An 18,854-nucleotide genomic window follows, 5' to 3' on the forward strand; every position below is an offset into this window, starting at 1 on the left:
CGACCGCCGTCACCCGTTCTGTGATGCTCGATGCGTCTACTTCGACGTATCCAGCATCACAGAACGGCGAGGGGGTCAGCCCTGGGGGCCGTCCTCGTCGCCGAGGTCGAGGAAGTCGGGGATCTCGAACGGCTCGTCGAGCTCGGGCAGGTCGTCCACGCCGTCGCCGACGTCGACGCCGACCCGGGCCAGCCACAGGCCCGGGGCATCGAGCTCGGCGGGCGTCGGCAGGTGCTCGGCGTCGGCCCAGAGCTCGTCGAGGACCTCGACGCCGGCTCGGTCGACCAGCCCGTCGACGAACGACGCGCCCCGGTCGAAGGTGGCCTGGCGGAGCTCCAGCCCGAAGAGCCGCTCGACGAAGCGCCGCTCGGGACCGAACTCGACGCGCCGCCGGCGCATGGCCTCGGTGACGCGGTCGTAGTCGGGGAGCAGGCGGTGGCCGAGGCGGTCGAGCACGTGGTCGACGAAGCCCTCGATGGTCGCCACCAGCGTCTCGATGCGGGGCATCAGCTCGCGCTGGGTCTCGGACTGCATCGCGCCGAGCAGGATGTCGGGGTCGGCGGCCAACCGCTGCAGCGCCGCCATGTCGGGCTCGCCGGAACCGAGCAGGTCGGGGATGCCGAGCTCGACCATCCGGCGCTCCATGTCGCCCACGTCGTCGTTGAAGTTCGACGCGTAGTCCTCGAGCAGTCGCTCGAGCTGCGCCCGGACGTGCGGGATGCCGAGCACCCGGTGGTGGGCCACGTCGGACAGCACGACCCAGAGCCGCACCGACTCGCGCGGCAGGCTCCACTCGTCGGCGAACTCGTCGACGTTGCTCAGCACCATCGTGAGCGGACCGCTGGCGGGCCGCGGGAGCGGCAGCTCGTAGTGCCCGAAGGCCCGCGCCGCGAGGTGGCCGGCGGTGCTGCCCGCCATCATCCCGAGCAGCATCGGGCCCATCATCGCCATCACCTGGCGGATCAGCGCGTCGGGGGAGCCCATGCCGGCCAGGCCGGGCACCTCGCCGAACGGGTCCTCCTCGGCCTCGCGCTCGAGCTCGCCGAGCTGCGCCTGGAGGGCCTTGCCGAGCGAACCCGACAGCCGCTCGAGCAGTGGCCGCTCGTCGTCGAGGAAGCGGCGGGCCCACTGCGTGCGGTTGAGCGCCTCGAGCCGGATCGGGTCGTCGCCGCCGACCTCGACCACGCCCCGGACCTGCAGCTCGGCCACCCGGGCCAGCTGCTCGACGGCCATCCGGTCGGTCGGGTCGATGTTGGGCTCGGACCGGCCCTGCGTGGCGATCGAGCCGGCGAGCTGCGCCGCGGTGTCCCAGCTGCCCCCGCCCCCGCCGGCGAGCATGCGTGACAGGTCCTGGAGGAAGGAGCCCATGTCCTGGAACGGCATGCCCGCACCGCCCGGCCCGCCGGGGCCGAAGCCGCCGGCGCGGTCCTGGTCGTCGTCCCCGAACGGATCGTCGTCCGGACCGTTGGGATCGGAAGCGCTCACCCCTGCATCGTAGGTTCAGGGGGACGGGCCTGACCCGGCGCCCCGCGGGCCGCCGCGGCATCCGCTCAGCGCTTGAGCGCGAGCGCCACCTCGATGACCTCGCCCGCCGGCAGCACGACCGCCTCGTGGCCGTCGCCGCGGACCACCAGGCCGACGAACCGGCCGCGCCCGTCGAACGCGGCGCCGTCGGCGTCGGGCTCGGGGCGACCGGAGGTGGTCGTGATCATCGACGCGCTGGTTGACGTGACCATCGACGTGGTCGTCGCCCGGCCGGTCGTCTCGACCCGCAGCAGGCGGGCGGAGGAGGCGGTGCCCGACCGGACCTCGTCGTCGGTGATGCGGGCGTCACGCATGGTCGGCGCCCCTTCGCCGAGGCCGGCCCGGGCCAGCAGGACGTCGTCGCCGACCTCGACCGAGCGATCCTCGACCACGGGCCGGCCGCTGCCGACGTCGGCCTTCACGACCGCCACGTCGACCTCGTCGTCCCGGTCGATGACGGTGGCCTGGTGGGGCTCGCGGCCGCCACAGCTCACGTAGACGTGCTGGACGTCGCCCAGGGCGCTGGCCCGCACGGCGACGAGGCCGTCGTCGTCGATGACCACGCCGGTGATCGGTGGCTGCCCGCCGGCGACGGTCAGCGTCGCGAGGGTCGCCGCCACGGCGTCCCGGGGGTCGGAGTCGGCGATCACGGGGTCGGAGCCGGACCCGAGGCCCATGGCCACGCCGAACACCAGGAGGCCGACGCCGCCCAGCACGAGACCGGCGGTCAGCCAGGCCGCCCGCCGGCGGTCGGAGCGGTTGCGGTGCTCGAGGCCCACCTCGCTCGGGTGGACCCAGGTCCGCCCCGAGGCCGGTCCGGGCGACGCGCCCGGCTCGTCCTCGGCCCCGTGTCCGGCCGCTTCCTGCATGGCTTCCGACGATACCGAGGAGATCGGCGTCGATGGCCGCGGCCCGGGGCGCCTGATGTGCCCTGCCGGGATCTTCCCTACGATGACGCCGTGCCAGCCCCTGGAACCCTGCCTCCGCCGAACGGCGACGACTGGACGGCGATCAGCGACGCCGCCCTGCCCGTCGGCGACGCCTACGCCTGGGCGATCCGACCCGACTGCGGGGCGGTCGTGGTGTTCACCGGCACCGCTCGCGACCACTCCGACGGCCGTCCCGACGTGAGCGAGCTGGCGTACGAGGCGTACGAGGAGCAGGCCGTGCCCCGCATGCAGCAGGTCGTCCGCGAGCTGCGCGACCGGTGGCCCGAGGTCGGCCGCGTGGCGATCGTGCACCGCGTCGGCGACGTGCCGATCGGCCAGGAGGCGGTGCTCGTCGTCGTGTCCGCCCCGCACCGCCAGGAGGCGTTCGCCGCGGCCCGGTTCGGCATCGACGCCGTGAAGGCGGCCGTGCCGGTGTGGAAGCGCGAGCGCTGGGACGGCGGCGAGGGCTGGGGCCTCGAGGCGCAGCACCTGGTCGATCCCTCGGCCGTGCCCGCCGTCGCGGCCCCCGAGGCGGTCCTGGACGCGGGAGCCCGGCGGTGAGCAACCTCGCCTTCCTCCTCGTCGCGGTCGTGATCAGCGTGGTCGGCGTGACCGTGCTCGTCCTCCGCAGCCGGCCGCCGTCGTCGCCGCACTCGAGCATCGACCAGTTCCACGAGAAGATGCGGGCCCTCGCGCCCGACCAGGAGGACGAGGAGCTCGAGGGTCAGGTGGTGCGACGCCGCCGGAGCCGGAGGTCGTAGCCCTGGCACGCGACCTGGCCATCGACCTGGGGACCGCCAACACGCTCGTCTACGCGCGTGGCGAGGGCATCGTGCTCAACGAGCCCTCCGTGATCGCGCTCAACAGCCGGACCAACGAGGTCCTGGCGATGGGGCGCGACGCCTGGAAGATGATCGGGCGCACGCCCAGCTACATCGTCGCCGTGCGCCCGCTGCGCCAGGGCGCGATCACCGACTTCGAGGTCACGCAGGAGATGATCCGCCTGCTCCTCAAGCGGGTGGGCGTCAACCGGTTCAACCGTCCACGCGTGGTCATCTGCGTGCCGTCGGCGATCACCGCGGTGGAGAAGCGCGCCGTGACCGAGGCCGCTCGCAAGGCGGGTGCGACCGAGGCCCAGCTCATCGAGCAGCCGATGGCCGCCGCCATCGGCGCCGGGCTCCGCATCAACGAGCCGATGGCCAACATGGTGATCGACATCGGCGGCGGCACGTCCGAGACCGCGCTGATCTCGCTCGGCGGGATCGTCGCGCTGCAGGCCGTCCGGGTCGGCTCGTTCGACATCGACGCCGCGATCATCACGCACATCCGGCGCGAGTACGGGATCGCCATCGGCGAGCAGACCGCCGAGGAGATCAAGATCCTGATCGGCTCCGCCTACCCGACCCCCGACGAGGTGCGGGCCGAGGTGCGCGGGCGCGAGCTCATGTCCGGCCTGCCCAAGACGGTGATCCTGTCGGCGGCCGAGGTGCGCAACGCGATCGCGGAGCCGGTCAACACGATGGTCGACTCGGTGCTGAGCTGCGTGGCCGAGGCGCCGCCCGAGCTGGCGCAGGACCTCATCGAGCGCGGCATCTTCCTCGTCGGCGGCGGGTCGCTGCTCAAGGGCCTCGACCTGCGGCTCACCGAGGAGACCGAGGTCCCCGTGCGGCTCGTCCGCCAGCCCCTCGAGTCGGTCGTGCTCGGCGCCGGTCGCGTGATCGAGTCGTACGAGGAGCTCCGCGACATGTTCATGGAGGCGCGTCGCTGACCGCCCTCGGCGGCCGGCACCCGCCGATCCCGGCGCTCACCGCGCCGCGCCGATCTTCACACCGCCTTCACGCTCCGCGTTGATCGAGCCGCGGGGAGCGGACGGGGGCTAGTGTCACTCGCCACTCGCCCCGGAAGAAACGGTCGGGGGGCCCATCCCGGAGCACGCTCCGGGTTCCGGACAGGACGGGGGAACCGTTGGCAGTGCTCGAGGTGGTCGACGTCGGGGTGCGCTTCGGCGGCGTCGTCGCGCTCGATTCGCTGTCGTTCACGATCGACGAGGGCCAGATCTGCGCCCTGATCGGCCCGAACGGCGCCGGCAAGACCACGTTGTTCAACGTCGTCAGCCGCATCTACGAGCCGTCGTCGGGCTCGGTCCGCTTCGACGGCGTCGACCTCCTCGGGCTGCCGGCGCACCGCATCGCCGACCTCGGCGTCGGTCGCACGTTCCAGAACCTGGCGCTCGTGCCCGGCCTCTCGGTGCTCGACAACGTGATGGTCGGCGGCCACGCCCGCAGCCGTGGGGGCTTCTGGGCCTCGGCGCTGCGCCTGCCGCCGGTGCCGGCGCAGGAGCGGGAGCTGAAGGACCGGTCGATGGACGTGCTCGATCGGCTGTCGCTCTCGTCGCTCGCCCAGCGCCCGTGCGCCGGGCTGCCCTACGGCACGCTCAAGCGGATCGAGTTCGCCCGGGCGCTCGTCGGCCAGCCGAAGCTGCTCATGCTCGACGAGCCCGCCAGCGGCCTGACGCACGGCGAGGTCGAGGAGCTCGGCACGGTGATCCGCCAGATCCGCGACGAGTTCGACCTCACCGTGCTGCTCGTCGAGCACCACATGGCGATGGTGATGTCGATCTCCGACAAGGTCGTCGTCATGGACCTCGGCCAGAAGATCGCCGAGGGCGTGCCCGCCCAGGTGCGCGAGGACCCTCGCGTGATCGCGGCCTACCTGGGAGCGCCGGCGTGAGCCTCCTCGAGGTCCGCGGCCTGCGGGCCGGCTACGGCATCGTCGAGGTGCTGTTCGGACTCGACTTCGAGGTCGACGCGGGCGAGCTCGTGGTGGTGCTCGGTGCGAACGGCTCGGGCAAGACGACGACCCTGCGGGCGATCTCGGGGATGCTCGACCATCGCGGCGAGGTGATCTTCGACGGCACCTCGCTCGCCGGCATGCGGCCCGACCAGATCGTCCAGGCCGGCATCGCCCACGTGCCCCAGGGCCGCGGCACGATCAACGACCTCACGGTCGTCGAGAACCTCCGCATCGGGGCGTGGACCCGGAAGGACAAGGAGGTGGACGCCGACATCGACCGGTGGTGCGCGGCGTTCCCGCGGCTCGGCGAGCGGCGCGACCAGGCCGCCGGGTCCATGTCGGGCGGTGAGCAGCAGATGCTCGCCATCGCCCGGGCCTTCATGTCGCGGCCGCGCCTGCTGCTGCTCGACGAGCCGTCGCTCGGCCTGGCGCCGCTGGTCACCGGCGAGGTCTTCGACCGCCTCCGCGACATCACCGAGTCGACCGGCACCGCCGTGCTGCTGGTCGAGCAGAACGCCAACCTCGCGCTCGACTTCGCCGGCCGCGCCTACGTGCTCGAGGCGGGCGAGATCGTCGCCAGCGGCCCGGCCGCGCAGCTGCTGCACGACGAAGCCGTCCAGAAGGCGTACCTGGGGCTCTGAGATGACGAACTTCCTCCAGGTCCTCTTCGTGGGCATCGGCGACGGTGCGATCTACGCCATGCTCGGCCTCGGGCTCGTCGTCATCTACCGGTCGACCGGGCTGCTCAACTTCGCCCAGGGCGAGATGGCGATGTTCTCCACGTTCCTCGTGTGGACGGTGTGGGACCTCGGCGTCCCGCTGCCGCTCGCCGTCCTGGCCGGCATGGTCGGCGGCTTCGGCATCGGCGCGCTGACCCACCAGGTGGCGGTGTCGCCCGTCGGCGACCCGCACGAGCGGCCGCTCGCCGTCGTGATCGTCACGATCGGCCTCTTCGTCGGCCTGAACGGTGCCGCGCAGCTGATCTGGGGGACGCTCGACCGGGAGCTGCCGCCGCTGTTCGGGACGGGCCAGGTCGAGATCGGCGGCGTGTCCATCGCGTGGCAGAAGATCGGTGCGGTCATCGTGCTGGCGATCCTCGCCCTCGCGTTCTGGCTGCTGTTCCAGCGGACCCGCCTCGGCCTCGCCATGCGGGCCGTCGCCTCGAACTCCGAGTCGGCCTCGCTCGTCGGCGTGCCCGTGCCGCGGCTGCTGATGCTCGGGTGGGGCCTCGCCGCCGCGGTGGGCACGGTGGCCGGCGTGTTCACGGCGCCCGGCCGGGGCCTCGGCTCCAACCTCATGCAGCTCACCCTGATCTTCGGCTTCGCAGCCATCACGCTGGGCGGGTTCGACAGCCTGCTCGGCGCCGTCGTCGGCGGGTTCATCGTCGGCATCGCCTCGTCGGTGGTGCCGCAGTACGTGCCGGGCTTCGAGAAGATGCCCCTTGCGCCGGCGTTCATCCTGATCCTGGCCATCCTGCTGTTCCGGCCCGAGGGCCTGTTCGGCCGCAAGCAGGTGCGACGCGTGTGAGCGAGCTGATCGCGCCCGGAGGGGGCGCTCCCGGGGCCGCAGCGCCCGTCCCGTCGACCACCTCGCGGCGGCTGCCGGTCAGCCGCATCGTCGCCGGGCTGGTCGTGGCCGTGGTGCTCGTGGTCCTCCCGTTCGTCTCGCCCCCGTTCCGCGTGGAGCAGTTCGTCGGTTGGATGGCGCTGGCCATCGCGGCCTGCGGCCTGAACCTGCTCACCGGCTACAACGGCCAGATCTCGGTCGGCCACGGCGCCCTCTACGGCACCGGGGCCTACGCGACGGCGCTGCTCATCACCGACGGCGGCTGGCCGGTCTGGCCGTCGGTCGCGGCGGCGGGCGTCATCTGCTTCGTCGTCGGCGTCGTCATCGGCCTGCCCGCGCTGCGGATCAAGGGCCTGTACCTCGCCCTCGTCACGCTGGCCGTGGCGACGCTGTTCCCGCTGCTCATCGAGCAGTTCTCCTCGTTCACCGGCGGCGGCTCCGGCCTGTCGATCACGACGCCGACCGAGTCGCCCCGCGGCGTCATCGACCGACCGATCCGCCTCGAGTCGCCGGGCGGGTCGCTCGAACCCGACCAGTGGAAGTACTTCGTCTTCCTCGTCATCACGGTCGTGGTGTACGTGCTGACCCGCAACATCGTCCGGTCCCGCACCGGTCGCTCGCTGGTCGCCGTCCGCGACAACGAGACGGCTGCCGAGGTCTCGGGCGTCCACGTCGCCCGGGTCAAGATCCTGACCTTCGGCGTCAGCGCCGCCATGGCCGGCATCGGCGGCGCGGTGTTCGCCCTCAACAACGCCCGCGTGAACCCGTCGAGCTTCACGATCGTCGTGTCGATCTACTTCCTGATCGCAGTGGTGGTCGGCGGTGCGGCGAGCGTCATCGGCCCCGCGATCGGTGCCGTCGCGTACGGCCTCTTCATCGACGTGCTCTCGCCCGAGCTGCCCGAGCGCTTCAAGCCTGCGACGCCGGTCATCCTCGGGGTCCTGCTCATCGTGCTCATGCTCGTGGCGCCCGGCGGCATCGTCGGACTGTGGCGCACCCTCACGGCCAAGCGGGCGGCCAAGCGGGCGCACGCCGCCGCATCGGCGGGATCGACCGGTACTGTGACCGGTGACACATCCACGGGGGCGGTCGACGCCACGACGGTCCAGGCAACGACGCCTGGCCAGACCACCAACCAGGAGGACACATGAAGACGAACGGATCACGACGAGCCGGGTGGGCCCTCGGGGCCGCGCTGCTCGCCGTCGTGATGCTCGCCGCCGCGTGCGGCGGGCGCGACGACGACTCGGGCTCCGACACGACCACGACGGCGGGCGACGGCGGCAGCGGAGAGGCTGCGGCGTTCATCGACCCGTCCGTCGACTGCACCGACTACCAGGGCACGCAGGGCGTGAGCGGCGACACGATCAAGATCGGCACCGTCCGACCTGCCACGGGCAACTTCGCGATCTACGACCAGGTGACCACCGGTCTCGACGCGTACGTCACGTCGGTCAACGCCTCGGGCGGCATCAAGGCCGGCGACGGCAAGACCTACAAGCTCGAGCTGGTCAAGGAGGACGACGCCTACGACCCGGCTCGGACCCCGCAGCTCGTCAAGAAGCTGGTCGAGCAGGACGGCGTGTTCGCGCTGGTCGGCGACATCGGCACCGAGACCAACCTGGCCGTCCGGGACTACCTCAACGAGAAGTGCGTCCCGAACATCGCGCTGGCCACCGGCTCCACGCAGTGGGGCAACAACAAGCAGTACCCCTGGTACATCTCGGGCCTGCCCTCCTACGCCGCCGAGGCCAACGCCTGGGTGGAGTACCTGAAGGAGAACAACCCCCAGGCCAAGATCGCCCTGCTCTACCAGGACGACGACTTCGGCCAGGCGTACGAGAAGGCCATCAAGAAGGCCATCGAGGGCACCGACATCACGGTCGTCGACGAGGCGAGCTTCAACCCGCTCTCCGGCACGACGACCGAGGCCGCGGTGACCAAGCTGTCCCAGTCGGGGGCTGACACCTTCATCGTCGGCATCGGCGGCACGCCGTGCCCGAAGACGCTGTCGCTGATCCCCGACTCGTGGAACCCGACCACGATCATCTCCATCACCTGTGCCGGCAAGACGGCCCTGTCGCTCGCGGGCGGCAAGGACCAGGGTGTCATCGCCGCCCAGGCCACGTACGACCCGTCCGATCCGGCCGACCAGTCGAACGCGAAGGTCCAGGACTTCATGACCAAGGGCGCGGCGGCCGGCCTCGACCAGGCGAAGATGGAGGGCGGCATCACCAGCGTGGGCTGGGGCTTCGGCGCCCTCTTCGCCAAGGCGGTCGAGGAGTCGAAGGCGGTCGACCGGGCCGACGTCATGAACACCCTGTGGTCGCTGGAGGACTCGAGCTTCGGACTCCTCCGGGACGAGGTCACGGTGAACACCGACGGCACCGAGGACCCGTGGCTCATCGAGGGCTTCCGCATGGTCCAGCGTGAGGGCGGCGGCTGGAAGGAGCTGGCGCCGGTCACCAACTTCGAGGGCAAGTCGAACGGCTACGCCGGCTGACCCACCTCGTCCCGATCCGGTGCACGGCCGTCCCTGCGGGGGCGGCCGTGCCGCGTCCGGAGCCCCGCCGGTCGAGCGTCAGGTCGCCTCGCCGGCCTCGATGGCGAGCAGCTCCTCGGCGGCCTGGCGCACCTGCAGGTCCCGGTCCGCGGTGAGGCGCCGCAGCTCGTCGGTCGCCGCCGGGTCGTCGAAGGCGGCGAGGGCGAGCACCGCCCGCCGGCGCACGGTGGCGCGGTCGCGGCAGCCGGCGAGCACGGCGGGGAGGCCGCCCGGGTCGCCGATGCTGCCGAGCGCGGCGACCGCCGCCTCCCGGCACAGGTGCTCGGCGTGGCCGGTGGCCACCTCGGCGAGCGAGGCGACGGCGAGGTCCAGCGCGGACGGTGCGTCCGCCAACGGCAGCTCGCCGACCGCGAAGGCCACCACCTCCGCCACGCGATCGTCCTCGTCGCCCAGCCGCTCGACCAGCGGGGCCGTGGCGATCGCGACGAGGTCGGCGTCGAGGTCGACCGCGCCCGCCAGCCGGCCGGCCTCCGCCGCGGCGCGGCGGCGCACCGCGGCGTCGCCGTCGGACAGCGCGGCCAGCACGGCGTCGAGCGCGGCGCTCGGTCCGATCACGCCCGATCGCGCGAGGCGGACCGACGCGCCGACCGCGGCGGCCCGGACGGCGGGGTCGGGGTCGACGTGCGCGGCCGCCACGAGGTCGGCATCGCCGTCGTGACCGGCGCGCACGACGCGGACGGTCCGATCGGACCCGGCGCCCGTGACCCGAGGCGCGTCGGCGTCCGACGCGGTCGGGCGATCGGCGTCGTCGGGTCCGTCGGTGGGGGCTGCTGCTGGGTCCATGTCGTCGGTCCGTGTCGTTCGGGCGGGTGGGGCGGTCGTCGCGGTGGGGGCGCAGGTCCCTGATCGGAACGCGTCCGATCCGGCGGACCGGCGGCTACCGTGCTCCTCGGTGTCGGTCGTCGTTCGTGTTCGGCCCTGCCGCGATCGGTTCAGCTCCCCATAGACTTCCGGCTCAGGACGAGCGAGGGACGAGAGAGGTACAGCACGATGTCGCAACACATGGTGATCTTCCAGACCGCCGACGGAAGCCCCGCGTACAGCCAGTTCGAGTCGATCAGCGAGGCCGTGGGCTTCGTCGAGTCGCTGCGCAACGACCAGGGCATCGAGAACGCCCGGATGTTCGAGCTCAAGGAGATCAAGTTCGAGCTCAAGCCGGTGTTCAAGGTGGAGCTGAAGGAGCTGAACGCCGGGCCCGCGTCGGCCCCGTCCGCCGCCCCCGCGCCGTCCGCTCCCTCGCCGAGCACGCCGTCACCGGCGCCGTCGCGCCCCGATCCCGCACCGGCGCCCGCCGCCCCGGCCGCGGCGCCCGGCTCCGGCGAGACCACGTCCTTCGGGGGCTCGTTCGCCCCGCCCGCCGGCGGCTCGCCGTCGTCCGAGCCGGCCGCTCCCGCCGCCCCGGCTCCCACGCCCCCCGCCGACCAGCCGTCGTCCGACTCGCAGCCGGCGCGACGGGGCCTCTTCGGCCGCTGATCCTCCGTCCTGGCGCACGCACGCCGGACCGCTCGACCGGGCGGGACGGCGTGCGTCGTCGCGTCCGGGGGAGGTCGTCGGGGGACCGTGGTCCGGACCGGCCCGCCCGACCTGATCGGCACCGCGGACCGACCCGTCAGCCGATCAGCGTGAAGAACCCGACCACGACGATGCTGAGCACGACCCCGACGGCGGCCGCCGCGGCGATCACGCCGAGCGCCAGCAGGAACGCCGAGCGGATCCGCACCGAGGCCGGCACGTCGACCTGCAGTCGCGGCACCTCCCGGTCGCCGACGCCGGCCGCGGTCGTGGCCGCGGCGCGACGACGGCGTGGCGCGGCGCCGTCCCTGGCGGGCGTCACAGGCACCGGGGCCGCCGTCGCGACCGTCGTGGCAGGCTGGGGGAGTGGTCGCCGCCCGAACATGCTGAGCGCGAAGCCGGCGGTCGACACGGCCACCACGAGCACCCCGACGATCAGCGTCGGCACGACGGGCCTCGCCGGATCGCCGGTGCCGACCGGGCCGCGCCGGGCCGATCAGCACCTGCATGAGATGACGGTGACCCCCACATGACCTCGCCCAGCGTATCGACTGCGGAACCGCCGTCCGAGCCCGACGTCGACGCCGTGGAGCTCGAGGCCCGGCGCCGTCGGCGGCGTCGCCGCTGGGTCTGGGGCGGGGTCGGGCTCGTCGTCCTGGCGGTCATCGCCGGCGTCCTCTTCATCCCGACGCCCTACTACCTGTTCCAGCCTGGCTCGGTCCGACCCGCCGAGACGCGCATCGACGTGACCGGAGCCGAGTCGTACGAGACCGACGGCGACGTGCTGTTCACGACCGTCTACGTCGACCAGGCGACGCTGGCCACGCTCCTGCGCGGCGTGCTCGACGACGCGGTCGAGGTCAAGACCGAGGAGGAGGTCTACGGGCCCGACGGTCGCGACGCCTCCCGCCAGGTGAACCAGCAGCGGATGGACCTCTCGAAGCTGATCGCCACCAAGGTCGGGCTCGAGTACCTGGGGTACCCGGCGGAGTTCACGGCGCGCGGGGCGAGGGTCCTCGGCGTGAACGAGGAGGGCGGGTCGGTCGGCAAGCTCCGCGTCGGCGACGTGATCACCTCGATCGACGGCCACGAGGTCCAGCTCCCCGGCGACATCCAGGTCGGGCTGCAGGGGAAGGCCCCGGGCGACGTGGTGACGGTCACCGCCCGCCGCGGCGACGGCGACGACGCCGCCACGGTCGAGGAGCAGATCACGCTCGGCGCCGCGCCCACCGAGGACGACGCCGGCACGAGCACGACGCAGTCGACGACGACCACGACGGCGCCGGCGACCGGCGCCCCCGCCGACGCCGCGGCCCCGACCACCACGATGGCGCCACGGGCCGAACGGCCGGTGCTGGGCGTGTCGGTCGAACCCGCCGACCCGTCGGTCGAGTCGCCCGTGCACGTGGCGATCGACTCGGGCGACGTCACCGGCCCGTCGGCCGGCCTGGCGTGGGCGCTCGCGGTCGTCGACCGCCTCACCCCCGAGTCGCTGACCGACGGCACGGACGTCGCGGTCACCGGCGAGATCCTCTCCGACGGCACGGTCGGGCCGATCGGCGGGATCGTGCAGAAGGTGGCGGCCGTCAAGCGGGCCGGCGTGTCGACCTTCCTGTACCCGGCGTCGACGGACGAGGCAGAGCAGCGCGCCATGCGCGAGGTGGCCGGCGACGACGTGCGCCTCGTCCCCGTGGGCACGCTGAAGGAGGCCGTCGAGGCACTCCACCCCGGCGGCGTGCAGAAGCCCGGCTGATCGCGGCGGGCCACCTGGTCCTCGATCGCGCGGGCACCCCGGCCCCCGGTGACGGGGCGGGCACCGCGACCTCGACCCGTCCGCCATCGCCGCGCGTGGCCCCCGTAGCATTCGGCCATGGCCGACCTCGTGTCCGATCCCGTGCCCGATCCGCCTGATCTGGATGCCGGCACGCTCGCCTCGGCGGGGTTCACCCGGGCGCGCAAGGGGTTCGAGCCGGCCGAGGTCCGGGCGATGCTCGGCCGGGCCTCCGATGCGCTGCGGGCCTGGAAGGAGCGCGACGACCGCCTCGTCGCCCGCCTCGACGAGCTCGAGCGTCGCCTGGAGCAGTCGCAGGAGCTGGACGAGCAGCGGATCACCGCCGTGCTGGGCGAGGAGACGGCCCGCATCGTCGCCGCAGCCCGGGAGGCCGCCAGCGAGATCCGCGCCAAGGCCGAGGAGCAGGCCGCTCGCCTGGTGGCCGAGACCGAGGAGGCGGCCACCGCCAGCGCCGCCGCCCTGACCGACGAGGCGACGGCGCTCCGCGACGACGCCGCCCGCCTGCACGAGGAGGCGACCGCCGCCGCCGAGGCGACCAGGGCGGAGGCGCAGGACCACGCCGACCGGCTGCGCGCCGAGGCATCCGCGGAGCACGACTCGCTCCTCGCCGCGGCCAAGACCGTGCTCGACGAGCGCACCGCCGAGGCGGAGGCCGTCGCGAGCGGCATCCGCGAGGCTGCGCAGATCGAGCTCGACGGCGCCCACGCCGAGGGCGACCGCCTGCGCGAGGAGTCGCGCGAGGCTGCGGCGGCCGAGGTCGAGCGCGCTCGCGCCGAGGGTCGGGCGATGGTCGAGGAGGCGCGCCAGCTCCGGCGGCAGATGCTGCAGGACCTGGCCGAGCGGCGGCGCACCGCCCGCCGCCAGATCGAGGCCGCCCGCGCCGGCCGGGACCGCATCGTCGAGGCGCTCGGGACCGCGGGCGATCGGGTCACGCAGGTCATCGCCGAGCTCTCCGGCGCCGACGACCAGGCCCAGCGGGCCGCCGACGCCGCGGCCGCGGCGGTCGACGACGACATCGACGAGGTCGTGGCCGAGCTCGAGACCGGCCTCACCCTGGGCGGGCTGCCGCTGCTCGAGGACCCCGATGATGACCTGCTGGCCGAGGAGGCGCTGTCCCCGGGCGACATCGACCTGTCGGAGGCGGGCACGATCCCGCCCGACGACGCGATCGGCACCGTCGCGGTCGACGAGGTCACGGTCGGAGAGGTCGTGATCGACGTCGCCGACGAGCCCGACCCACCGGCCGAGGGCGGTCCAGGAGCCGACGAGCCGGGCGGTGGCGCCCCGGCCGACGAGGGCATCGCGACCGAGCGGGTCACGACGATCGTCGACACCGACGAGGAGCCCAGCCCCGGTGCGACGGTGCACGACCTGTTCGAGCGCATCCGGGCCGAGCGCCGACGCGACGACGACCTCGGGCCGTCGGTCGACGCCGGCGGTGCGGCCGCGGTCCTCGACGACGCCTTCGCCGACGACGAGGACGACCTCGACGAGGCGGACGACACCGACGACGGCGACGCCGCCGGGCTGGCGTCGGTCGTCGTGCTGGAGCAACCGGCCGACGACGTCACCGAGCCCGACGGGCCCGACGACGGCGACCAGGTGGCTGCGGTGATCGAGTCCACTGCGGTCGAGGTCGTGGTGCCGGGCGCCGGCGACGACACAGTCGCCGAGGCCGTCGCGGCCACGTCCGCGCTGGACCGGCGGGACGCCCTCCTGGCGCCGACCGAGAAGTCGCTCGCCCGGTCGCTCAAGCGCCTGGTGTCCGACGAGCAGAACGAGGTCCTCGACCGCCTGCGCCGCATCCGGCGCGGCATGCCCGAGCTCGATGCCCTGCTCCCCGAGGGCGAGGACGTCGCCACGTTCATCGACGCCCTCCGGGCCGACTACGCAGCGGCGGCGGCTGCCGGCGCGGCGTTCTGGGACGCCGAGTCCGGCGCCGAGCACCCGGGCCCGGTCGGCGACCGGCTCGACGACGAGGTCGTCGAGGGCGGGCTCGAGATCCGTGTCGCCGAGCTCCTCGGTCTGCGCCGGGCGCACATCCAGCGGGCGCTCGAGCACGCCGCCGACGAGGGCGTCGAACTGGCCGAGCTCGGCGACCACGTGCGCGCCGCGTACCGCGAGTGGCGCACGCGGTCGGTCCCCGAGCTGGCCGGCGACCTGGCGGCGTCGGGCTTCGCGCTGGGCGAGCAGGCCGCGGCAGGGCAGGGGACCGCCTGGTGCTGGATGGTCGACAACGGCGGGCTGCCGTGCAGCGACGCCGAGGACAACGCGCTGGCCGGCTCGGTGAGCTGCGGCGCGACCTTTCCGACCGGGGACGTGATCCCCCCGGCGCACTCAGGATGCCGATGCATCCTGGTCCCACCCCCTCGGTAACCTCCTCCGCCGTGCGGATGCCCGACGACATGCCCCGCCCCTCGCGGCGCGAGCGGCGCAAGGAACGGGGTCCGCGGCCGAACCGGGTGCGCTGGATCGTCGGCATCCTCATCGGCGTGCTCGTGGTGCTGGCGCTGTCGCTGCGGGCCATCGCCACCTTCTGGACCGACTACCTGTGGTTCGACTCGCTCGACCTGACCGCCGTCTGGCGACGGCTGCTGTCGGCCCGGCTCACGCTCGGCATCGGCGCCACGCTCGTCTTCTTCCTGATCCTCTGGATCAACCTGCTGGTCGCCGACCGCCTGGCGCCCAAGTTCCGGCCGGTCACCGGCCCCGAGGACGACGTCGTGGTCCGCTACCGGCAGCTGGTCGCCGGTCGCCAGCGGGTCCTGAGCTTCGGCCTCGCGCTCCTCGTCGCCGTCGTCCCCGGGCTGGGCGCCGCGAGCCAGTGGCGGTCCTGGCTCCTGTTCCGCTACGGCGGCTCGTTCGACAAGGCCGACGCGCAGTTCGGCACCGACATCGGCTTCTACGTCTTCAAGCTGCCGTTCCTGTCGCAGGTGGTGGACTGGCTGTTCGCGTTCCTGCTCGTCACGGTCGTGATCGTGGCGATCGTCCACTACCTGAACGGCGCGATCCGGCTGCAGCCGATGGGCGAGCGGATCACCCAGAACGCCAAGGCGCAGATCTCCGTGCTGCTGGCCGCCACGGCGCTGGTGAAGGCCGCCGACTACGTGCTGCAGCGCTACGAGCTCACGTTCACCGCCGGCAAGTCGTTCGACGGCGCGGGCTACACGGCCGTGAACTCCCGCATCCCCGCGATCGAGTTCCTCATCCTGATCTCGGTCTTCGTCGCGGTGCTGTTCATCATCAACATCTGGCGCCGCGGCTGGATCATGCCGGGCATCGTGGTGTCCCTGTGGGTGCTGGTCGCCCTGGTGGTCGGCTCGGTGTACCCGGCGTTCGTCCAGCGCTTCCAGGTCTCGCCCGCCGAGCTCTCGAAGGAGCGGCCGTACATCGAGCGCAACATCGAGGCCACGCGGGACGCACTCGGCCTGGCATCGGTGGAGCAGGTCAACTTCGACTACCAGAAGACCGTCACGCAGGAGGCCATCGACGGCCAGCGGGTCAACCTCACCGACGCCCGCCTGCTCGACCCCGACGTCATCAAGCCGACGATCCAGGAGCTCGAGTTCGAGCGCGAGTTCTACCAGTTCGACGACGTCGACGTGGACCGGTACACGGTCGAGGACCCCGAGAGCGCGGGGGCGACGAGCCGGGTCCCGGCCATCGTGTCGGCCCGGGAGCTGAACGCCAGCGGGATCCAGAACCCGACGTGGGAAAAGCTCCACCTCGTCTTCACCCACGGCTACGGCCTGGCGCTGGCGCCGGCCAACACCACCAACGCCCGCGGCGAGCCCGACTTCCTGGTCCAGGGCATCCCCGCCCGCACGACCGGGCTCCCCGAGCTGGAGCGGCCCGAGATCTACCACGGCGAGGACATGGCGGGGTACGCCATCGTCGGCACGGACCAGAAGGAGCTGTCGACCGACCAGGTGTCGACGAAGTACACCGGCAAGTCGGGCGTGGCGCTCGACTCGGTCTTCCGCCGGGCCGCCTTCGCCCTGCGCTTCGGCGAGATCGAACCGCTGATCTCGAGCAACCTCACCGACAAGTCGAAGGTCATCTACCAGCGCGACGTCAAGGAGCGGGTCCGGACCATCGCCCCGTACCTGACGCTCGACACCGATCCGTACCCCGTGATGGTCGACGGCCGGATCAAGTACATCGTCGACGCCTACACGACCGCCGACACCTACCCGTACGGCGAGGAGATCGACGCCCGCACCATCGACGCGTCGGTGAACGGCTCGTTCAACTACATCCGCAACAGCGTCAAGGCCGTGGTCGACGCCTACGACGGCACGGTGACGATGTACCTCACCGACACCCTGTACGGCGGCGAGAAGGACCCGATCATCCGGGCGTACGCCAAGGCCTTCCCCGACCTGTACGAGACCGACATCCCCGACTCGCTCAGCCGCCACTTCCGGTACCCCGAGCTGCTGTTCGAGGTCCAGACCACGCTCTGGGGCCGCTACCACCAGTCGGACCCGTCGGCGTTCTTCAACAACAGCGACCGCTGGAGCGTCGCCCAGCAGCCGCCGAACTCGGCGTCGACCCCGATCACGACGGACCCGACGACCGGGCAGGCCACGTCGAACCTCGACCGGATCCAGCCCTACTACCAGATGATCCAGCTCACGCCCGACTCCCAGCCGGAGTTCGTCCTGACGCGGCCGTTCGTGCTCGCGTCCGGCGACGAGAGCGGACGCAACCTGACCGCGCTGATGGTCGCGTCGAACGACCCGGGCAGCTACGGCAAGCTCAGACAGATCGTCATGGCGTCCGACGGCGAGACGTCCGGCGGGTCCGCACCCAAGGTCGACGGGCCGCTGCAGGCCAACCAGACGATCGTGACCGACGCCCGCGTGTCGGAGTACCAGACGATCGTGGGCCGGAACGGGTCGAGCGTCCGCTACGGCAACATGCTGATCCTGCCCTTCCGGGACTCGCTGCTGTACGTGCGGCCCGTGTACGCGAAGGCCGAGCAGAGCGGGCGGTTCGCGCTGACCCGGGTCGCGGTGACCAACGGCGACGTCGTCGGCTTCGGCGACACGATCGACGTGGCCGTGGCGGACCTGCTCGACGGCGACGCCGACGGGGCGGTGGAGCAGCCGGCCGAGCCCGTCCCGCCCCCCGACGGCGGGACCACGACCACCACGACGACGCCGCAGGAGGGCGGCCGGACGGCGACGCAGCTGCTGGCCGACGCCGACGCGAAGTTCGCCGAGGCGGACGACAGGCTGAAGGCCGGCGACCTCGGCGGCTACCAGACCGCGGTCGCCCAGGCCCGCGACCTGGTGCGCCAGGCCGACGCCGCGCTCGAGAAGGCGACGTCCACGACCGCGCCCGGCTCGACCGCGTCGAGCACCACGACGACGACCGCACCCCCCGCCGCGACGGGCACCGCCGCCGGCGGCGGCTGAGCCGGGGCTGGGTCGTTCCGGTGATCGACCGCTACCCTGATCGCCCGTGCTGACCCTGGCGACCGTGTTCGCGCTGCTGCCGGACTGGCTGGATCCCGAGAAGCTGATCCGCAGCGGGGGCTACATCCTCCTCTTCGCCATCGTCTTCGCCGAGTCCGGCCTGCTGATCGGGTTCTTCCTGCCGGGCGACTCGCTGCTCTTCATCGCCGGGATGGCGTCGGCCGGGGCCTTCCGGACCGGGACCGACTCGATCCACTTCAACATCTGGGTGGTGCTGATCGGCGTGTTCGTCGCCGCCGTGGCGGGCGACCAGGTCGGGTACCTCTTCGGGCGCAAGGCCGGTCCGGCCCTGTTCCGGCGCCCGGACTCCCGGTTCTTCAAGCAGGAGCACCTCGAGAAGGCGCAGGAGTTCTTCGAGAGCCACGGCCCGCGCGCCATCGTCCTCGCCCGCTTCGTGCCGATCGTCCGGACCTTCTGCCCGATCGTGGCCGGGGCCGGTCAGATGGAGTACAAGACGTTCGTCCGGTTCAACGTGATCGGCGGGTTCCTGTGGGGAATCGGCGTCACCACGCTGGGCTACTTCCTCGGCAACGTCGCGATCATCCGGGACAACATCGAGATCGCCCTGCTCCTCGTGGTCGCCGTGTCGCTGATCCCGATCGCGATCGAGGTCATCAGGTCCCGGCGCGAGAAGAAGCGCGCCGAGGACCACGCCGCCTGAGGCGGCCGCCGGCCTGACGGCGCCGATCCCG

17 protein-coding genes are annotated in these 18,854 nt (G+C 72.7%); 13 read left to right on the forward strand and 4 right to left on the reverse strand.

All coding sequences use genetic code 11. From position 1 onward, the window contains the following. Nucleotides 1-75: 75 nt before the first annotated feature. Both LH044_RS16130 and LH044_RS16135 read right to left on the reverse strand, forming a co-directional pair. Nucleotides 76-1,485 carry a zinc-dependent metalloprotease gene (locus tag LH044_RS16130; RefSeq protein ID WP_227756615.1) on the reverse strand — a complete coding sequence of 470 codons (1,410 nt, stop codon included), beginning with the start codon at nucleotides 1,483-1,485 and terminating at the stop codon, nucleotides 76-78. 65 nt (nucleotides 1,486-1,550) lie between these two features. Then, nucleotides 1,551-2,393: a hypothetical protein gene (locus tag LH044_RS16135; RefSeq protein WP_227756616.1), complete on the reverse strand. Its 843-nt coding sequence runs from the start codon at nucleotides 2,391-2,393 to the stop codon at nucleotides 1,551-1,553. A 90-nt stretch (nucleotides 2,394-2,483) separates the two neighbouring features. Here LH044_RS16135 and LH044_RS16140 point away from each other — a divergent pair, with 90 nt between their 5' ends. From LH044_RS16140 to LH044_RS16175, 8 genes are all read left to right on the forward strand, one after another. After that, nucleotides 2,484-3,014 (forward strand): molybdenum cofactor biosynthesis protein MoaE, encoded by a 531-nt coding sequence (locus LH044_RS16140; protein ID WP_227756617.1) that lies wholly within the window; start codon nucleotides 2,484-2,486, stop codon nucleotides 3,012-3,014. Continuing rightward, complete coding sequence (locus LH044_RS16145; RefSeq protein ID WP_227756618.1) at nucleotides 3,011-3,214, forward strand: hypothetical protein; 204 nt, start codon at nucleotides 3,011-3,013, stop codon at nucleotides 3,212-3,214. The genes LH044_RS16140 and LH044_RS16145 overlap by 4 nt, the downstream gene beginning before the upstream one ends. Before the next feature lie 2 nt (nucleotides 3,215-3,216). Beyond that, nucleotides 3,217-4,221 (forward strand): rod shape-determining protein, encoded by a 1,005-nt coding sequence (locus tag LH044_RS16150; RefSeq protein WP_227760116.1) that lies wholly within the window; start codon nucleotides 3,217-3,219, stop codon nucleotides 4,219-4,221. A 197-nt stretch (nucleotides 4,222-4,418) separates the two neighbouring features. Next, nucleotides 4,419-5,183 carry an ABC transporter ATP-binding protein gene (locus tag LH044_RS16155; protein WP_374210503.1) on the forward strand — a complete coding sequence of 255 codons (765 nt, stop codon included), beginning with the start codon at nucleotides 4,419-4,421 and terminating at the stop codon, nucleotides 5,181-5,183. Continuing rightward, nucleotides 5,180-5,887 carry an ABC transporter ATP-binding protein gene (locus LH044_RS16160; protein ID WP_227756619.1) on the forward strand — a complete coding sequence of 236 codons (708 nt, stop codon included), beginning with the start codon at nucleotides 5,180-5,182 and terminating at the stop codon, nucleotides 5,885-5,887. Before LH044_RS16155 ends, LH044_RS16160 begins: the two co-directional genes overlap by 4 nt. 1 nt (nucleotide 5,888) lies before the next feature. Further along, nucleotides 5,889-6,773 (forward strand): branched-chain amino acid ABC transporter permease, encoded by an 885-nt coding sequence (locus LH044_RS16165; protein WP_227756620.1) that lies wholly within the window; start codon nucleotides 5,889-5,891, stop codon nucleotides 6,771-6,773. Next, complete coding sequence (locus LH044_RS16170) at nucleotides 6,770-7,963, forward strand: branched-chain amino acid ABC transporter permease (protein ID WP_227756621.1); 1,194 nt, start codon at nucleotides 6,770-6,772, stop codon at nucleotides 7,961-7,963. The genes LH044_RS16165 and LH044_RS16170 overlap by 4 nt, the downstream gene beginning before the upstream one ends. After that, nucleotides 7,960-9,315, forward strand: a complete 1,356-nt coding sequence (locus tag LH044_RS16175) for an ABC transporter substrate-binding protein (RefSeq protein WP_227756622.1) — start codon at nucleotides 7,960-7,962, stop codon at nucleotides 9,313-9,315. The genes LH044_RS16170 and LH044_RS16175 overlap by 4 nt, the downstream gene beginning before the upstream one ends. Nucleotides 9,316-9,393: 78 nt before the next feature. On the opposite strand, the gene LH044_RS16180 is transcribed toward LH044_RS16175, so the two are convergent. Next, nucleotides 9,394-10,158: a HEAT repeat domain-containing protein gene (locus tag LH044_RS16180; protein WP_227756623.1), complete on the reverse strand. Its 765-nt coding sequence runs from the start codon at nucleotides 10,156-10,158 to the stop codon at nucleotides 9,394-9,396. Nucleotides 10,159-10,365: 207 nt separating this feature from the next. Between LH044_RS16180 and LH044_RS16185 the strand changes: the two genes are divergently transcribed. Then, nucleotides 10,366-10,848 carry a hypothetical protein gene (locus tag LH044_RS16185; protein ID WP_227760146.1) on the forward strand — a complete coding sequence of 161 codons (483 nt, stop codon included), beginning with the start codon at nucleotides 10,366-10,368 and terminating at the stop codon, nucleotides 10,846-10,848. A 136-nt stretch (nucleotides 10,849-10,984) separates the two neighbouring features. On the opposite strand, the gene LH044_RS16190 is transcribed toward LH044_RS16185, so the two are convergent. After that, entirely contained in the window at nucleotides 10,985-11,335 is a 351-nt protein-coding gene (locus tag LH044_RS16190; RefSeq protein WP_227756624.1) for a hypothetical protein, read from the reverse strand. 81 nt (nucleotides 11,336-11,416) lie between these two features. Here LH044_RS16190 and LH044_RS16195 point away from each other — a divergent pair, with 81 nt between their 5' ends. From LH044_RS16195 to LH044_RS16210, 4 genes are all read left to right on the forward strand, one after another. Further along, nucleotides 11,417-12,640, forward strand: coding sequence for a YlbL family protein (locus tag LH044_RS16195; protein ID WP_227756625.1), 1,224 nt, complete (start codon nucleotides 11,417-11,419; stop codon nucleotides 12,638-12,640). A gap of 117 nt (nucleotides 12,641-12,757) precedes the next feature. Then, a complete protein-coding gene (locus LH044_RS16200; protein WP_227756626.1) occupies nucleotides 12,758-15,055 on the forward strand; it encodes a hypothetical protein in 2,298 nt (765 codons plus the stop codon). 17 nt (nucleotides 15,056-15,072) lie between these two features. Beyond that, the gene (locus LH044_RS16205) at nucleotides 15,073-18,102 is read left to right on the forward strand and encodes a UPF0182 family membrane protein (protein WP_227760118.1); all 3,030 of its coding nucleotides are present in this window, start codon (nucleotides 15,073-15,075) and stop codon (nucleotides 18,100-18,102) included. 46 nt (nucleotides 18,103-18,148) lie between these two features. Beyond that, the gene (locus LH044_RS16210) at nucleotides 18,149-18,823 is read left to right on the forward strand and encodes a VTT domain-containing protein (RefSeq protein ID WP_227756627.1); all 675 of its coding nucleotides are present in this window, start codon (nucleotides 18,149-18,151) and stop codon (nucleotides 18,821-18,823) included. The last annotated feature ends 31 nt before the right edge of the window (nucleotides 18,824-18,854 follow it).

Source organism: Dermatobacter hominis (assembly GCF_020715685.1).
Classification (GTDB): domain Bacteria; phylum Actinomycetota; class Acidimicrobiia; order Acidimicrobiales; family Microtrichaceae; genus Dermatobacter; species Dermatobacter hominis.